The sequence below is a fragment of the Shinella yambaruensis genome, assembly GCF_050859155.1.
Taxonomy (GTDB): domain Bacteria; phylum Pseudomonadota; class Alphaproteobacteria; order Rhizobiales; family Rhizobiaceae; genus Shinella; species Shinella yambaruensis.
Window position 1 is genome coordinate 2,892,536 of record NZ_CP150638.1, and the last position, 14,752, is coordinate 2,907,287.

Here is a 14,752-nt window from a genome sequence, read left to right on the forward strand (position 1 = left end):
GACGTTCCTGCTTCTAGGCCTTCGAAGGCTCTCCCTCCTGCCTGGCCAGTGCTTCCAGGCGGGCAAGCAGCTTGGTGCGGCCGTCATGAAAGTTGCCCGCCACCCACGCGTCTTCGATCGCGCCGAGTACCGCGCCGACCTTCGGGCCGGCGGGAATGCCGGCGGCCAGCACATCCGCGCCATTCAGCGGGAAGGTCGGCTTGTGCCATGTCTCCGCCTTTGCGAGGAGCCGCTGGCAAAGCCCGGCAAAGGCGAGCGCCTGCGGATCGGCGAGCCCGCGGGCCCGGGCGGACGCGAGCGCCAGCTTCAAACGCATGGTCAACCCCTCAGCGCCGTTGCGGTAGAGCAGCCGCTCGAACGCCGTCTCGGCGAGTTTCCGCGCGATTTCCGGCGCGCCTGCCCAATGGTCGAGAGTGGCCGCCTCGGCCCTGGAAAGGCGCAGGCGCCCGGCAAGCGCCTTCAGGCGCGCGCGGTCCGGCGGCACCATGGCGGCAAGGCGCAGCAGCGCGTCCGGCATCCAGCCGAACGCCGTCTCGGCATCGACCAGGCCGGGGATCGCATCGATGCCCCATTTCTCCGTCTCGGGCAGGATCGCGGTGAGCGCGCCCGCCTGCCGCATCCACAGCAGCGCCCGGCCAGGGTCGGGCGCGGCCAGCAGCTTCTTCGTCTCGGACCAGACCCGTTCCGCCGAGAGTTTTCCCAGCGTATCCTTCGCCCGCGCGCAGGCCTTCAGCCCCTCCGCATCCGGCCGGCCGCTGCCGTAAAGCGCGAAGAAACGGAAGAAGCGCAGGATGCGCAGATGGTCCTCCGCAATGCGCGTCGCCGCATCGCCGATGAAGCGCACCGTGCGGCTCTCGATATCCGGCAGGCCGTTCACGAGATCGATGACCGTGCCGTCGTCGGTGGCGTAGAGCGCATTGATCGTCAGGTCGCGCCGCTCGGCATCCGCCCGCCAGTCCGTGCCGAAGGCGACGTCCGCGCGGCGGCCATCGGTGGCGACGTCGCGGCGCAGCGTCGTCACCTCGAAGGGCTTGCCGTCGAGGACCAGCGTCACCGTGCCGTGCTCGATGCCCGTCGGCACCGCCTTGATGCCGGCCGCCTTCGCTCGCTCGACCACCGCTTCCGGCCGCAACGTCGTCGCGATGTCGATATCGGCGACCGGCAGGCCCATCAGGCTGTTGCGCACGGCCCCGCCGGCGATGCGTGCCTCCCCGCCGTCGCTGTTGAGCAGCGCCAGCACGCGAACGAGCGCCGGATCGGCGAACCACGCCTCGCCCGAAACAGACGTCATGCATAAAGCCTTTCATAGATCACCCGCACGATGCCGGCGGTGATGCCCCAGATATTATGCCCCTCATAGGGCATGCGATAATAATGCCGCTCGCCGCCGAGCCAGATGCCGCTGCCCTGCTCGTGGTTGCGCGGATCCATCAGGAACGACAGCGGCACGTCGAAGACCTTTTCGACCTCCGCCGGATTGGGCGTCAGCGCGAACCCCGGCTGCACCACGGCAAGGACGGGCGTGATGGAAAAACCCGACAGCGCCTTGTATTGCGGCAGACGCCCGACCGGCTCGACGAAGCGGCGGTCGAGGCTGATCTCCTCCTCCGCCTCGCGCATCGCCGCAGCCTCGACGTTCTCGTCCTCGTCATCGACCGCGCCGCCCGGAAAGGCGATCTGGCCGGAATGTTTCCGCATGGTGGCGGTGCGCTGGGTGAAGATGACCCGCGCCTCGTCGCCATCGTCGACGACGGGGATCAGCACCGCCGCATCGCGCAGCTTCATGTCTTCGAGATGCGGAATGACGCCCGGATTGAGCAGGCTGTCGCCATGCTCGCGCCAGGTCCCCTCGCCGAGCGTCAGCATCTGTTCCAATGCCCGGCGGCGGAACTCGGCGGCGCTGTAGGGCGGAAAACTCATCGGGTGAGCGCATCCAGCTCGGCGGCCGGCATGATCGGGAAGACCACGCCGCCGGAGCGCACCGCGAACATGTCCGTCCCGTCGATCTCGACCGTCTCGCCAAGCGCGACCAGCTCGTACATCATCGCCCGCGAGACCAGGGCCTCCAGCCGCCCGCGCACGAGGAGGTAGGGCTTCAGCTCGCTGTTCCCGCCCGCGATGACGAAGCGCAGCGGGTGCTCCGGCCCCGCCTCCACCACATCGCCGACATTGGTGCGGAAGGTGAGCTTCTGCACCTCCCCCTCGCCCGACGCATTCATCTCGACGGCGAGGAACGGCGCGTCGACGACCCGGATGCCGACCTTCTCGACCGGCGTCACCAGATAGGTCCTGCCGTCCTCGTCCTTGCGCAGGACGGTGGAGAACAGCCGCACCAGCGGCGCGCGGCCGATCGGCGTTCCCAGGTAGAACCAGGTGCCGTCGGCGCGGATCTCCATGTCGATGTCGCCGCAGAATGGCGGATTCCAGCGCTCGACCGGCGGCAGGCCGCGCCCGCCGGTTTCCGCGCCGGCCCGTGCGATCAGCGCGGCCAGTCCTGCCGCATCGCTGCTTTCGCGAATTTCGCCCGTTGCCATTGTTCCGTCCCGGTTGAACCCTATCTCCGCGAGAGGCCCTTCTTCACGAAGAGGAAAGGGTGGATACACTCACGAGATAGTCATTTCGTGGCCGCTTGTCAGCCACGGGTGAGCTAATAAGCTTTCTATCTATGAAGCGGACGCGGCAAGACCACGATTCGCCGAAGATTTTAGGACCGATAGTGGAGAGACCCATGGGCGTTCAGAATTCCCCCGAGGCAGGCCTGGACGAAAAGGCGGTGATCGCCGCCGCGGAACGGGCGCTCTCCGACATCGCGATCATCCGCAAGGAGGTGGCCAAGGTCATCTTCGGCCAGGAAAGCGTGGTCGAGCAGACGATGCTGGCGGTGCTCTCGGGCGGTCATGCCCTGCTCGTCGGCGTGCCCGGCCTTGCCAAGACCAAGCTGGTGGTCACCCTCGGCACCGTGCTCGGCCTTTCCTCCAGCCGCATCCAGTTCACGCCGGACCTGATGCCCTCCGACATCCTCGGCTCGGAGGTGATGGACCAGGACGAGAACGGCAAGCGCTCCTTCCGCTTCGTGCCCGGCCCGATCTTCACCCAGCTCCTGATGGCCGACGAGATCAACCGCGCCTCGCCGCGCACCCAGTCCGCCCTGCTGCAGGCCATGCAGGAATATCACGTCACGGTCGCCGGCCGGCCGAACGACCTGCCGAAGCCCTTCCATGTGCTGGCGACGCAGAACCCGCTGGAGCAGGAAGGCACCTATCCGCTGCCCGAGGCGCAGCTCGACCGCTTCCTGCTGCAGGTCGACGTCGACTATCCGGAACTTGCCGCCGAACGCCAGATCCTGCTCGAAACGACCGGCGTGCACGAGGCACAGGCGAGCGCCGCCATCTCGGCCGCGCGCCTGATGGAGATCCAGAACCTCATCCGCCAGATGCCGGTCAGCGAAAAGGTGCTCGACGCCATCCTCTCGCTCGTGCGCTCCGCCCGCCCCGGCAACGGCATCGCCTCCACCGACAAGCACGTCGCCTGGGGCCCCGGCCCGCGCGCCGGCCAGGCCATGATGCTCTGCGCGAGAGCCCGCGCGCTCTATGAAGGCCGCCTCGCGCCTTCCGTCGACGACGTTCTCGCCCTTGCCGAACCCGTGCTGCAGCACCGCATGGCCCTCACCTTCGGCGCGCGCGCCGAAGGCATGTCGGTTCGCGACGTCATTGCAGGCCTCGTCCGCCAGGCCGGCGGCTGAGCGGGGCCGATCACATGGCGACCGTCGGCCAGATCGTCCAACCGACCCCGACCCGCGAGGTTCTCTCGCGGGCGCAGGCCCGCGCCGCCCTCATCCCCGATTGCATGGTGGAGGCCCAGCGCCTCGCCAACACCGTGATCGCCGGCTGGCACGGTCGCCGCAAGCGCGGCATCGGCGAGAACTTCTGGCAGTTCCGCCCCTATGTCGACGGCGAGAGCCTGTCGCGCATCGACTGGCGGCGCTCGGCCCGCGACGACCATACCTATGTGCGCGACCGCGAATGGGAAGCCGCGCACACCGTCTGGGTCTGGGCCGATCTTTCTCCGTCGATGATGTACAAATCGACCTTCGGCAGCGTCTCGAAGGAAAGCCGCGCGCTCGTGCTGATGCTGGCGCTCGCCGAAATCCTCGCCCGCTCCGGCGAGCGCATCGGCTGCCCCGGCATCATGGAGCCGATCGCCGCGCGCAACGCCGCCGAACGCCTCGCCACCGCGCTGATGCACGCCGGCATGACCGGCGGCCTGCCGGAGACGAGCATGATCCGCGGCAACAGCGATATCGTGCTGATCGGCGATTTCCTCGATCCCGTCGAGGATGTCATGGAACGCCTCGCCCCCCTCGCCCGCCGGGGTCTCAGAGGCCATGTCGTCGAGATCGCCGACCCGGCGGAAGAGACCTTCCCCTATGTCGGCCGCACCGAGTTCACCGATCCCGAAAGCGGCCAGAAGCTCACCGCCGGCCGCGCCGAGACGCTGAAGAACGACTATGCCCGCGCCTATGTCGCCCGGCGCGAGACGCTGGCCGACAATCTGCGCCATCTCGGCTGGAGCTTCGTGCCCCACCGCACCGACCGCCTCGCCTCCGAGGCGCTGGTCGCCGTGCACATGTATCTCTCCGGCATGCCGGCGATGAGGACGGAGGGCCGCGGCCGATGAGCGCCTTTGCCTTCGCCTTTCCCGCCGTCCTCACCGCGCTCGTGCTGCTGCCGGTCATCTGGTGGCTGCTGCGCCTGACGCCGCCGAAGCCGCTGACCGAAGTCTTCCCGCCCTTCGCCATCCTCGCCTCGATCATGAAGCGCGAGGAGACCCCGGCGCAAAGCCCCTGGTGGCTGACGCTGCTGCGCATGCTGATGGCCGCCGCGATCATCTTCGCCATCGCCGACCCGGTCTTCAACCCGCGCACCAATACGCTGGCAAGCAGCGGCCCCCTCGCCCTCGTCATCGACAACAGCTGGGCCTCGGCCACCGACTGGCAGCAGCGCATCGACACGGCCTCGACGCTGATCGACGACGCGGAAAGCCGCGACGTGCCGATCTCATTGGTGCTGACCGCCGACCGCCAGCACGACGCCGTGCCGGTCGATGCCGCGACGGCGCGCAACCGCCTCGCCGCCGCCGAAGTCCGCCCGCTCCCGGCCGACCGCGCGTCGGCCGTCGCCTCGCTGCGCACCGCGCTCGACGGAACCGCGCCGGGCACCCTCGCCTTCATCAGCGACGGCATGGCGGGCAGCGAGACGGACGAGACGGTCTCCGCGCTGCAAGCACTTTCACCGGCCGATTTCCGCCTGATCGCCGGCGACGGCGCCCCCGCCGTCGCCATCACTACCGCCAGCAACGGCGCGGACGCGCTATCCGTCACCCTCACCCGCCTCGACGGCGGCCCGGCACGCAGCCTGCCGCTGACGGCACACGATTCGCGCGGCCGCCCCATCGCGACGGGCACCGCCGATTTCGCCGCAGGCAGCACCACGACGACCGGCACGATCACCGCGCCCTTCGAGCTGCGCAACGACTTCGCCCGCATCACCATCGACGGCCTCGCCAATGCCGGCGGCACGTATCTGCTCGACGACGGCTTCCGCCGCCGCCGCGTCGCCTTCCTCTCCGGCGAGGTGGTCGATGCCAGCCAGCCCCTCCTCTCGCCGCTGCACTATATCAACCGCGCCCTCGCCCCCTATGCCGACCTGATCGAGCCGAGCGTCGCCGACCTCTCCGTCGCCATCCCCGAACTGCTGGAACAGAACCCCTCCGTGCTGATCATGGCCGATATCGGCCGCCTGCCGGAGGACGTACAGGCCGAAGTTCAGCGCTGGATCGAGGCCGGCGGCATGCTGATCCGCTTTGCCGGCCCGCGCCTTGCCGCCGCACCGGCGGACGATCCGCTCGTGCCGGTCATGCTGCGCAAGGGCGAACGCGCGCTCGGCGGCGCTCTTTCGTGGTCCGAGCCGCAGCCGCTCTCCGCCTATCCGGCGAACAGCCCCTTTGCCGGCATGCGCGCGCCTGAAGGCATCCTCGTCAAGCGCCAGGTGCTCGCCGAGCCGACGCCGGACCTTGCCGAGCGCACTTGGGCGAGCCTTGCCGACGGCACGCCGCTGGTGACGACCGGCCCGCTCGGCTCCGGCCGCCTCGTGCTCTTCCATGTCAGCGCGGAAACCGGCTGGTCCAACCTGCCGCTCTCCGGCGATTTCGTCGAAATGCTCCGCCGCACCGTGCAGCTTTCGCGCGGCGGCGGCGTCTCCACCGGCAACGGCGCCGAGACGCAGGGCCTGCCGCCCTACCGGCTGATGACGGCGAACGGCACGCTCGCCGCCGCCACCGGCGAGGCCAAACCGCTTGCCGCCGGCAACGCCACGAGGGCGATCGCCAGCTTCGACAACCCGCCTGGCCTCTACGGCACGGAGGACGGCTACGTCGCCCACAACCTCTTCCCGCCGGGTCACGAAATCCGCCCGCTCGCCGTCGCCGAAGGCGCCGCCGTCCGCGAGCCGCTCGCCGGCAAGGAGACCTGGTCGCTGAAGCCGCATCTCTTCACCCTCGCCGCCCTCTTGCTGCTTGCCGACTGCGCCATCGTGCTCTTCATGGGCGGGGCCTTCGCCGCCGCGGCCCGAAGCATGCCGAAGCGCGGCGCCACCGCCGCCGTGCTGCTGACCCTCATGGCCGGCGCGCTGGCGGCGCTGCCGTCCGAAAGCCGGGCGGATGACGCAAAACCGGGCGACGAAAATATCCTGTCGCGGCTCGACACCACACATCTTGCCTATGTCGTCACCGGCGAGGGCGAGGTGGACCGCATTTCCGAGCGCGGCCTAGCCGGCCTCACGGAATTCCTCACCTACCGCACCACGCTGGAGCCCGGCGAGCCGGTCGGCATCGACATTTCCAGGGACGAGCTGTCGCTCTACCCGATCATCTACTGGCCGGTGAGCGCCAGCGCCGAAATGCCCTCCAGCGCCGCGATCAGCCGCATCGACGCCTATATGCGCAATGGCGGCACGGTGCTGTTCGACACGCGCGACCAGTTCGTCTCGCTCGACGGCAGTTCGACGAGCCCGAACACCGAACGCCTCCAGGCGATCCTCGCCAGCCTCGACATTCCCCCGCTCGAGCCCGTGCCCACCGATCACGTCCTGACCAAGGCCTTCTACCTGCTCGCGAATTTCCCCGGCCGCTATGCCGGAAGCCCGCTCTGGATCGAGGCGGAGCTGGACCGTGCCGAGGACCCGAGCCGGCCGGCCCGCGCGGGCGACGGCGTCTCGCCGATCATGATCACCGGCAACGATTTCGCCGGCGCCTGGGCGGTCGACGCCAACGGCATGGCGCTGCTGCCGACCGTGCCGCCGGACGAGATCCAGCGCGACCACGCCTTCCGCGCCGGCGTCAACATCATGATGTACATGCTCACCGGCAACTACAAGGCGGACCAGGTACACGTGCCCGCCCTCCTCGAACGGCTGGGGCAGTGACATGACCCTGCAATTCTCCCCCTTCCTGCCCTGGCTCGCCATCGCCGCGATCGGCCTTGTCGGCCTTGCGCTTGCCGCCCTCGGCTTCTGGCGCGGCCTGCGCGGCGCCGTCATCCGCGCGCTGGCGCTCGCCCTGCTGGTCCTCGCCCTCGCCAACCCGGTCTTCCTGCAGGAGGACCGCGAGGCGCTGTCGACCGTCGTGCCCGTCATCGTCGACCGCAGCCAGAGCCAGGACAACGAGCAGCGCACCGCCCAGACCAACGCCGCGCTGGAAGGCCTGAAAGAACGCTTCGCCCGTTATCCCCGCATCGAGCCGCGCATCGTCGAAGCGGGCGACGACGGCACGTCGGACACGCCTTCAACGCGCCTCTTCGACGCGCTCAACGCGGCAATCGCCGATGTGCCGCGCTCGCGCGTCGGCGGCGCGATCCTCGTCACCGACGGCCAGGTGCATGACATTCCGGAGGCTTCCGCCTTCTCCAGCTTCGAGGCGCCGGTGCACGCGCTCGTCACCGGCCGGCCGGACGAGTTCGACCGCCGCATCGAGATCGTCAGCGCGCCGCGCTTCGGCATCGTCGGCGAGCCGCAGGAGCTGAAATTCCGCGTGGTGGACGACGGCGCCGGGCCCGGCGACACCGCCCGCGTGACCGTGCGCCTCAACGGCAACGAGATCGCCTCGGAAATCGCGCAGCCGGGCACGGAACAACCGCTCCGCTTCACCGTGCCGCGCGGCGGCAACAACATCCTGGAATTCGAGGTCGAGCCGGTCGAAGGCGAGATCACCACGGCGAACAACCGTGCCGTCCATGTCATCGAGGGTATCCGCGAGAACCTGCGCGTGCTGCTGGTCTCCGGCGAGCCGCATGCCGGCGAGCGCGCCTGGCGCAACCTTTTAAAGTCCGACACCGCCATCGACCTCGTGCACTTCACCATCCTGCGTCCGCCGGAAAAGCAGGACGGCACGCCGATCAACGAACTCTCGCTGATCGCCTTCCCGACGCGCGAACTGTTCGTCGACAAGATCAACGAATTCGACCTCATCATCTTCGACCGCTACCAGCACCGCGGCGTGCTGCCGATCCTCTATTACGACAACATCGCGCAATATGTCGAAAACGGCGGCGCGCTGCTGATCGCCGCCGGGCCTGAGCATGCGGGCAACGATTCCATCGCCGGCACGCCGCTCTCCGTCGTGCTGCCGGCGAACCCGACCGGCGCGATGAACGAGGCGGCCTTCTACCCCCGCCTCTCGGACCAGGGCAAGAAGCACCCCGTCACCCGAGGCCTCGAAGGCGCGAACGAGGAACCGCCCCATTGGGGCCGCTGGTTCCGCACCGTCGACGTGCAGCGCCCGGACGGCAATGTCGTGATGGAGGCCAATGACGGCAAGCCGCTCCTCGTGCTGAACCGCGCCGGCAAGGGCCGCGTCGCCATGCTGCTTTCCGACCAGGGCTGGCTCTGGGCGCGCGGCTTCGAGGGCGGCGGCCCGCATGTCTCGCTTTACCGGCGCACCGCCCACTGGCTGATGCAGGAGCCGGCGCTGGAAGAGGAGGCGCTGACCGCGCGCACCTTCGGCCGCACGCTCCAGATCAACCGCCAGACGATCGGCGACGCACCCGGCGAGGCAACGCTGAAGCTGCCTTCCGGCGCGACGCAGCAGGTGACGCTGAGCGAGGCCGAGCCCGGCCTCTACCGAGCCGAGGTGCCGACGGCGGAGACCGGCCTCTACGAGATCACCAACGACGATCTCTCCGCTCTGGTTCATGTCGGCGCGGTCGACGCGCCGGAATTCAAAGCGACGATCTCGACCACCGAGAGCCTGATGCCGCTCGCCGACGCCACCAAGGGCACGGTGCGCCGGCTGGTCGATGCGGAGGGCGAGACGGTTTCCCTGCCGCCGCTGCTGCCGGTGTCGGGCCAGGTGCGCACGGTCGACGAGAACCGCCTGTCGCTGCGCATGACGGACGAGACGGTGCTGAAGGGCATCAACTCGCTGCCGCTCTTCGCCGGTTTCGCCGGCGTCGGCCTCCTGCTGCTTGCCTTCTCGGCCATGTGGTATCGCGAAGGGCGATAGTCTCTCTGGCGTCGCGCCTGCCGTTCGGCTAGTCTCGCCGCACGGCCGGAGGCGGCCGGCAGACCCGCGCCTTTTCCGAAGGCATGGCGAACGCCTCCCTGAAAACCTTTCACCACCGTTCATCGTTGGCGAAGGCGTCGGCAATGCGGGCACTGACGAAGACTTCGCCTTGAGATGAGGAACGGACATGCGCGATTTTCGCGACGCAAAAACCATGGCGAAAACCCTGCGGGAGGCGCTCGCCGCCCGCGCCATCGAGATCACCCACAGCGAAGCCCTCGAAATCGTCGCCCGCCAGTTCGGCGTCGAGACGTGGAACATCCTGTGCGCCAGGATCGAAGCGAAGCCGGTGAACGGTATCGAGTTCGAGCAGGCGGTGCCGATCGTGCGCATCTTCGATGTGCCGAAGGCGCACGAATTCTATCTCGGCTTCCTCGGCTTTACCGTCGATTGGGAGCATCGCTACGGCGAGAACTTTCCGCTCTATACGCAGGTCTCGCGCGGCGGGCTCAGGCTGCACCTTTCCGAACATGCGGGCGATGCCACGCCCGGCGGCAACATGGTCGTCTACATGACCGGCATCCGCGCCTTCCAGAAGGAGCTGATCGGCAAGGACTACCGCTACATGAAGCCGGGGCTGGAGGACGAGGGTTCGCGGCTGGAGGTGACGGTGACGGATCCGTTCAACAACCACATCCGCTTCATGGAGTTGAAGGACTGAGAAAGCCCCTCATCCGGCTGCCGGCACCTTCTCCCCGCAAGCGGCAGAGCGATCGCATATGGAAGGAAACCGTTGCCCCATCTCCTTCTCCCCCGCGGGGAGAAGGTGCCGGCAGGCGGATGAGGGGGAGGTCGGAAGCGCAGACGATCCGGCGGAACCACCCCCTCATCCGACCCTTCGGGCCACCTTCTCCCCGCGGGGGAGAAGGGGAGAACGGCAATGTCGAATTCCATAGGCGACCGCTCTGCCGCTTGCGGGGAGAAGGTGGCGGCAGCCGGATGAGGGGATGCCTCAAACGCTGGGAGTAACCCCCTCGTCACACCGCCACGCAATCACCCCCTTCAGCCGCTCATGCGTATCGGCCGCAAAGGGCATGACGAGCACGCGGGCGGGATCGACGGGGCCGGGGAAGGTCAGCGCGTTCCAGGCGACCTTCTCGAAGCCGAGCGGGCCGTAATAGGGCGGATCGCCGACGAGCACGACGGCTTCCGAGCCCTTGCGTTTTGCGGCGGCGCAGGCGATGCGCAGGAGCTCCCGGCCGATGCCCCGGTTCTTGTGCGAGGGCCTGACGGCGAGCGGGCCGAGAAGATGCCCCTTCACGCCGCCCGCCAGAACCGGCGTCATGCGCACCGAGGCGATCGTCTCTCCATCATCGGTACAGATGAAGGACAGCGACAGGTCGTGCGGCCCCTGCTCGCGGATGCGCGCAGCCGCGCGGACATGCCGGCCGGGGCCGAAGGCTTCTTCGTTGATGTGTTCGATGGCCGCGTCGTGGGAGGCATCTTCCGTCAGGTAGACGAGGTCGTGCTTGAGCATGTTCATGGATCGGGGAACCGGAGACGAAACGAGGGATGCGGGGGATCGCGCCGCCGCCAGGGGGCGCAGCAGGAGCATCAGCGTCGTCGTGGGGTTCCGGTGTAGAACATGCGCGTTTCGTCTTCCCTGCCGGCGTGAGCGCCGGTGCTGGTCTGCGCGGATAGCAGAAATTTCGTGTCTGTCAAAGAGCAAAACGCACTGTTCATCAAAATGCACCTATCCACGTCCCGCCCATGCGCTCACTATGGCCGCACGTTTTGGCCGCGAAGGGCCGCAGAAGGAGACCATCATGGGCATGCTCGTGGACGGCGTCTGGCATGACGTCTGGTATGACACGAAATCGACGAAGGGCCATTTCAAGCGCGCCGCCTCGCAGTTCCGCAACTGGATCACGCCGGATGGCGCCCCGGGGCCTTCGGGCGAAGGCGGCTTTGCCGCGGAGGCGGGGCGCTACCACCTCTATGTCTCCTATGCCTGTCCCTGGGCGCATCGCACGCTGATCTTCCGCAGGCTGAAGAGGCTGGAGGACCTGATCACCGTCTCCGTCGTCGATCCGCTGATGCTGTCGAAGGGCTGGGAGTTCAAGGGCGAGAACGGCGGCACGCTCGATCCGCTGTTCGGCGCCGCCGCGCTCCACGAAATCTACCAGAAGGCCGATCCGCACTATTCCGGCCGCGTCACCGTGCCCGTCCTGTGGGACAAGAAGCAGAACCGGCTGGTCTCGAACGAATCGGCCGAGATCATCCGCATGTTCAATTCCGCCTTCGACGGCCTCACCGGCTCGCGCGACGACTACTATCCCGAGCCGCTGCGCGCCGAGATCGACGCCCTCAACGAGGCGATCTACGACAGCGTCAACAACGGCGTCTACAAGGCCGGCTTCGCGACGACGCAGGAGGCCTACGAGGCCGCCGTACAAAGGCTCTTCGAGATGCTGGACCAGCTCGAAGAACGGCTTTCGAAGAGGCGCTATCTCACCGGCGACCGCCTGACGGAGGCCGACTGGCGGCTCTTCACCACGCTGGTGCGTTTCGATCCGGTCTATGTCGGCCACTTCAAGTGCAATATCCGCCGCATCGCCGACTATCCGAACCTTTCCGGCTACCTGCGCGACCTGTACCAGGTGCCGGGCGTCGCCGGCACGGTGAACATGCGCCACATCAAGGAGCATTATTACCGCAGCCACACGACCATCAACCCGACGGGCATCGTGCCGGTCGGCCCGGAGCTCGACCTGACCGTGCCGCATGGCCGGGATCGGCTGAAAGCGGCCTGAACCTACCAGACGTCCGAAAACGGTGCCCGGCCGGCAAGCTCCTCCAGCCGCCTTCGGGTGGCGGCGGTCGTGTCGGCCGGCAGCGCGTCGAGCGCGAAGAAGCCGGCCTCGACGATCTCCCGGTCCTTCAGGCGCGGCGCCGACTGGGTGACGCCCTCGCAGCGATAGAGGAGGACATGGTCGCGCCTGCTGGTCTGCCGGTTGAAGTAGACGTGCACGAGCCGCGGCGGCGCCCCCGGGATGAGGTTGCCCTCCTCCCGCATCTCCTTGGCCAGCGCCTCCAGCGCCGTCTCGCCGCGCTCAATGCCGCCGCCCGGCAGGTGCCAGCCGGGCACGTAGCTGTGGCGCACGAGGAAGAGGCGGCCGGCCTCGTCGAAACAGGCGGCGCGCACGCCCATCGTCATGCCGCGCGAAAGCGCGAAATAGCCGTGCAGCACGCGCGTCGCGAGCCGCGTGAGGCGGCTGCGGGTGGGCGGGGCGGCGGGCTTGTCCTGGTCCATGGCGGCACTTCGCCGGAAGCGTTCGGCCAAATCAAGTCTCACCGCGCCAAAGGCCAGGGAATATCCACGCCTTGCGTTCCCCTTGCGCATCTTATGCTCTAAGGAAGGATATGTTCAGACTTGCCCATATATCGGACGTCCATCTCGGCCCGCTCCCCGCCCTCACCTTCCTGGAGCTTTTTTCCAAACGCATCACCGGCTTCGTCAACTGGCATCGCAACCGCCGCCGGCACCTCTTCGCCAACACGCTGGACATCGTGCTCGACGATATCGAGCGGCGCGATCCCGATCATCTGGCGATCACCGGCGACCTCGTGAACCTCGCCTCTTCGCTGGAAATCACGGCCGTCAAGCGCTGGCTGGCAGAGGCGGGCACGCCGGAAAACGTCTCGGTGGTTCCGGGCAACCACGACGCCTACGTGCCGGGCGCCTACGAAAAATCGACCAGGGCCTGGTATCCCTACATGCGCGGCGACAACGGGCCGGCCGAATGGCATGACGACTTCCACGTCTTTCCCTACATGCGGGTGCGCGATCAGGTGGCGATCATCGGCTGCTCGACGGCGGTCGCGACGCCGCCCTTTGCCGCATCCGGCTATTTCGGCAGCCGTCAGGCCCGCGAGACCGTCAATCTCCTGCGGGCAGCCGAGGAGGCCGGCCTCTTCCGCGTCGTGCTGATCCATCATCCGCCGATTCGCGGCGCGACCTCGTTCCACAAGCGCATGATCGGCATCCGCCGCTTCGCCGCGACCGTCTCGACCGGCGGGGCGGATCTCGTGCTGCACGGCCACACCCACCTCAACACCGTGCACTGGCTGCCCGGGCAGGCAAAGCAGATCCCGGTCGTCGGCATCGCCTCCGCCTCGCAGGGGCCGGGCGGCCACAAGCCGCCGGCCGGCTACAACCTGTTCTCGATCTCCGGCGCGCCGGGGAACTGGAACGTGATGCGCGAGCGATACGCCCTGACGCAGGACGGCCTGGCCCTGTCTCTCGCGGAAACCACGCGGTTCTGAAAAGCGCGAATAAAACCCCTCCTTCGCCCGTATCATCTTCTTAGAGCGGCCCGCCCTCCAGGGTCACCAGAGGGCCGGCCCGCTCCCGGACGGCCAGCGCCAGGCAGGCGAACGATCGAGAGGGAACCCATGACCATGCTCCGCCACACCATGCTGCTTTCATTCTGCGCCGCCGTCTCGCTGACGGCGCTTTCGGCCGCGCGTGCCGCCGATTCCGACACGACGACGCCACCGGTCGCGACCGAGACGACGACGACCTGCACCGACGGCAAGATCTGGAACGACGAGAAGAAGGAATGCGTCGCGCCGGAGGACCTGAAGCCGGCCGAGGGCACGGCGCCCGAGGACGAGGCCAAGGAGGAAGAACAGAAGAAGACCGAGCGCACGATCGACGACAAGCTCTACGAGGCGGCGCGCGAATTCGCCTATGCGGGCCAGCATGAGAACGCGCTGCGGGCGCTGCGCGCGGCCTATGACCAGGAGGACCCGCGCATCCTCAACTATATGGGCTACAACACCCGCAAGCTCGGCGACATGGCGCTGGGCATGACCTACTACGAGCGGGCGCTGCAGAAGGACGAGAACTACATCCTCGCCCGCTCCTATATGGGCCAGGCCCTGCTCGAACAGGGCGATGTCGAAGGCGCCCGCGTCCAGCTCGTCGAGATCCGCGACCGCGGCGGCGAGAATACCTGGGCCTACCGTGCGCTGCTTCAGTCGCTCGGCGGCGAGCGCACCACTTACTGACACATGGTTGGCGACGCCGTGCCAAAACGGCACGGCGCGGGCCAACAGGGGATCAATCTTGGAGGGAACGCGGGAAACTGCGCTCCCGGATGCCGTTCATGCTTGCAGACACTAGGAAGAATGT

13 protein-coding genes are annotated in these 14,752 nt (G+C 67.9%); 8 read left to right on the top strand and 5 right to left on the bottom strand.

Features of this window, described 5'->3' with window-relative positions; all coding sequences use genetic code 11:
* Window positions 1-13: 13 nt before the first annotated feature.
* From WMC41_RS14190 to WMC41_RS14200, 3 genes are read right to left on the bottom strand one after another with little or no spacing between them, the layout of a single operon-like run.
* On the bottom strand, window positions 14-1,291 hold the full coding sequence (locus WMC41_RS14190) for a CCA tRNA nucleotidyltransferase (RefSeq protein ID WP_432344101.1): 1,278 nt from the start codon (window positions 1,289-1,291) through the stop codon (window positions 14-16).
* Window positions 1,288-1,920: a CoA pyrophosphatase gene (locus WMC41_RS14195; protein ID WP_432344102.1), complete on the bottom strand. Its 633-nt coding sequence runs from the start codon at window positions 1,918-1,920 to the stop codon at window positions 1,288-1,290. Before WMC41_RS14195 ends, WMC41_RS14190 begins: the two co-directional genes overlap by 4 nt.
* Entirely contained in the window at window positions 1,917-2,534 is a 618-nt protein-coding gene (locus WMC41_RS14200) for a DUF1285 domain-containing protein (protein WP_432344105.1), read from the bottom strand. The genes WMC41_RS14195 and WMC41_RS14200 overlap by 4 nt, the downstream gene beginning before the upstream one ends.
* A gap of 194 nt (window positions 2,535-2,728) precedes the next feature.
* On the opposite strand from WMC41_RS14200, the gene WMC41_RS14205 reads away from it, so the two are divergent.
* The 5 genes from WMC41_RS14205 (at window position 2,729) to WMC41_RS14225 (ending at window position 10,276) form a co-directional block, all read left to right on the top strand.
* Window positions 2,729-3,742 (top strand): AAA family ATPase, encoded by a 1,014-nt coding sequence (locus tag WMC41_RS14205; protein WP_272806093.1) that lies wholly within the window; start codon window positions 2,729-2,731, stop codon window positions 3,740-3,742.
* 14 nt (window positions 3,743-3,756) lie between these two features.
* The gene (locus WMC41_RS14210; RefSeq protein WP_432344108.1) at window positions 3,757-4,677 is read left to right on the top strand and encodes a DUF58 domain-containing protein; all 921 of its coding nucleotides are present in this window, start codon (window positions 3,757-3,759) and stop codon (window positions 4,675-4,677) included.
* A complete protein-coding gene (locus WMC41_RS14215) occupies window positions 4,674-7,481 on the top strand; it encodes a DUF4159 domain-containing protein (protein WP_432344110.1) in 2,808 nt (935 codons plus the stop codon). Before WMC41_RS14210 ends, WMC41_RS14215 begins: the two co-directional genes overlap by 4 nt.
* Before the next feature lies 1 nt (window position 7,482).
* Complete coding sequence (locus WMC41_RS14220) at window positions 7,483-9,555, top strand: hypothetical protein (protein WP_432344112.1); 2,073 nt, start codon at window positions 7,483-7,485, stop codon at window positions 9,553-9,555.
* Window positions 9,556-9,742: 187 nt separating this feature from the next.
* Window positions 9,743-10,276, top strand: coding sequence for a glyoxalase superfamily protein (locus tag WMC41_RS14225; RefSeq protein WP_432344114.1), 534 nt, complete (start codon window positions 9,743-9,745; stop codon window positions 10,274-10,276).
* A 291-nt stretch (window positions 10,277-10,567) separates the two neighbouring features.
* On the opposite strand, the gene WMC41_RS14230 is transcribed toward WMC41_RS14225, so the two are convergent.
* Entirely contained in the window at window positions 10,568-11,170 is a 603-nt protein-coding gene (locus WMC41_RS14230; RefSeq protein ID WP_432344117.1) for a GNAT family N-acetyltransferase, read from the bottom strand.
* A 211-nt stretch (window positions 11,171-11,381) separates the two neighbouring features.
* On the opposite strand from WMC41_RS14230, the gene WMC41_RS14235 reads away from it, so the two are divergent.
* Complete coding sequence (locus WMC41_RS14235; protein WP_432344119.1) at window positions 11,382-12,368, top strand: glutathione S-transferase family protein; 987 nt, start codon at window positions 11,382-11,384, stop codon at window positions 12,366-12,368.
* Between the two features lie 2 nt (window positions 12,369-12,370).
* On the opposite strand, the gene WMC41_RS14240 is transcribed toward WMC41_RS14235, so the two are convergent.
* Window positions 12,371-12,868 carry an NUDIX domain-containing protein gene (locus WMC41_RS14240; RefSeq protein ID WP_432344121.1) on the bottom strand — a complete coding sequence of 166 codons (498 nt, stop codon included), beginning with the start codon at window positions 12,866-12,868 and terminating at the stop codon, window positions 12,371-12,373.
* Between the two features lie 110 nt (window positions 12,869-12,978).
* On the opposite strand from WMC41_RS14240, the gene WMC41_RS14245 reads away from it, so the two are divergent.
* Together WMC41_RS14245 and WMC41_RS14250 are read left to right on the top strand one after the other, a co-directional pair.
* Window positions 12,979-13,881 (top strand): metallophosphoesterase family protein, encoded by a 903-nt coding sequence (locus WMC41_RS14245; protein ID WP_432344123.1) that lies wholly within the window; start codon window positions 12,979-12,981, stop codon window positions 13,879-13,881.
* 129 nt (window positions 13,882-14,010) lie between these two features.
* Window positions 14,011-14,628: a hypothetical protein gene (locus WMC41_RS14250; RefSeq protein ID WP_398431075.1), complete on the top strand. Its 618-nt coding sequence runs from the start codon at window positions 14,011-14,013 to the stop codon at window positions 14,626-14,628.
* Window positions 14,629-14,752 lie beyond the last annotated feature (124 nt).

Excerpts from the sequence above, each read along its gene's own strand:
- WMC41_RS14230 (WP_432344117.1), bottom strand. The coding sequence starts at position 11,170 with ATGCTCCTGCTGCGCCCCCTGGCGGCGGCGCGATCCCCCGCATCCCTC.
- WMC41_RS14205 (WP_272806093.1), top strand. The coding sequence starts at position 2,729 with ATGGGCGTTCAGAATTCCCCCGAGGCAGGCCTGGACGAAAAGGCGGTG.
- WMC41_RS14200 (WP_432344105.1), bottom strand. The coding sequence starts at position 2,534 with ATGGCAACGGGCGAAATTCGCGAAAGCAGCGATGCGGCAGGACTGGCC.
- WMC41_RS14240 (WP_432344121.1), bottom strand. The coding sequence starts at position 12,868 with ATGGACCAGGACAAGCCCGCCGCCCCGCCCACCCGCAGCCGCCTCACG.
- WMC41_RS14215 (WP_432344110.1), top strand. The coding sequence starts at position 4,674 with ATGAGCGCCTTTGCCTTCGCCTTTCCCGCCGTCCTCACCGCGCTCGTG.
- WMC41_RS14195 (WP_432344102.1), bottom strand. The coding sequence starts at position 1,920 with ATGAGTTTTCCGCCCTACAGCGCCGCCGAGTTCCGCCGCCGGGCATTG.
- WMC41_RS14250 (WP_398431075.1), top strand. The coding sequence starts at position 14,011 with ATGACCATGCTCCGCCACACCATGCTGCTTTCATTCTGCGCCGCCGTC.
- WMC41_RS14210 (WP_432344108.1), top strand. The coding sequence starts at position 3,757 with ATGGCGACCGTCGGCCAGATCGTCCAACCGACCCCGACCCGCGAGGTT.
- WMC41_RS14225 (WP_432344114.1), top strand. The coding sequence starts at position 9,743 with ATGCGCGATTTTCGCGACGCAAAAACCATGGCGAAAACCCTGCGGGAG.
- WMC41_RS14245 (WP_432344123.1), top strand. The coding sequence starts at position 12,979 with ATGTTCAGACTTGCCCATATATCGGACGTCCATCTCGGCCCGCTCCCC.
- WMC41_RS14190 (WP_432344101.1), bottom strand. The coding sequence starts at position 1,291 with ATGACGTCTGTTTCGGGCGAGGCGTGGTTCGCCGATCCGGCGCTCGTT.
- WMC41_RS14220 (WP_432344112.1), top strand. The coding sequence starts at position 7,483 with ATGACCCTGCAATTCTCCCCCTTCCTGCCCTGGCTCGCCATCGCCGCG.
- WMC41_RS14235 (WP_432344119.1), top strand. The coding sequence starts at position 11,382 with ATGGGCATGCTCGTGGACGGCGTCTGGCATGACGTCTGGTATGACACG.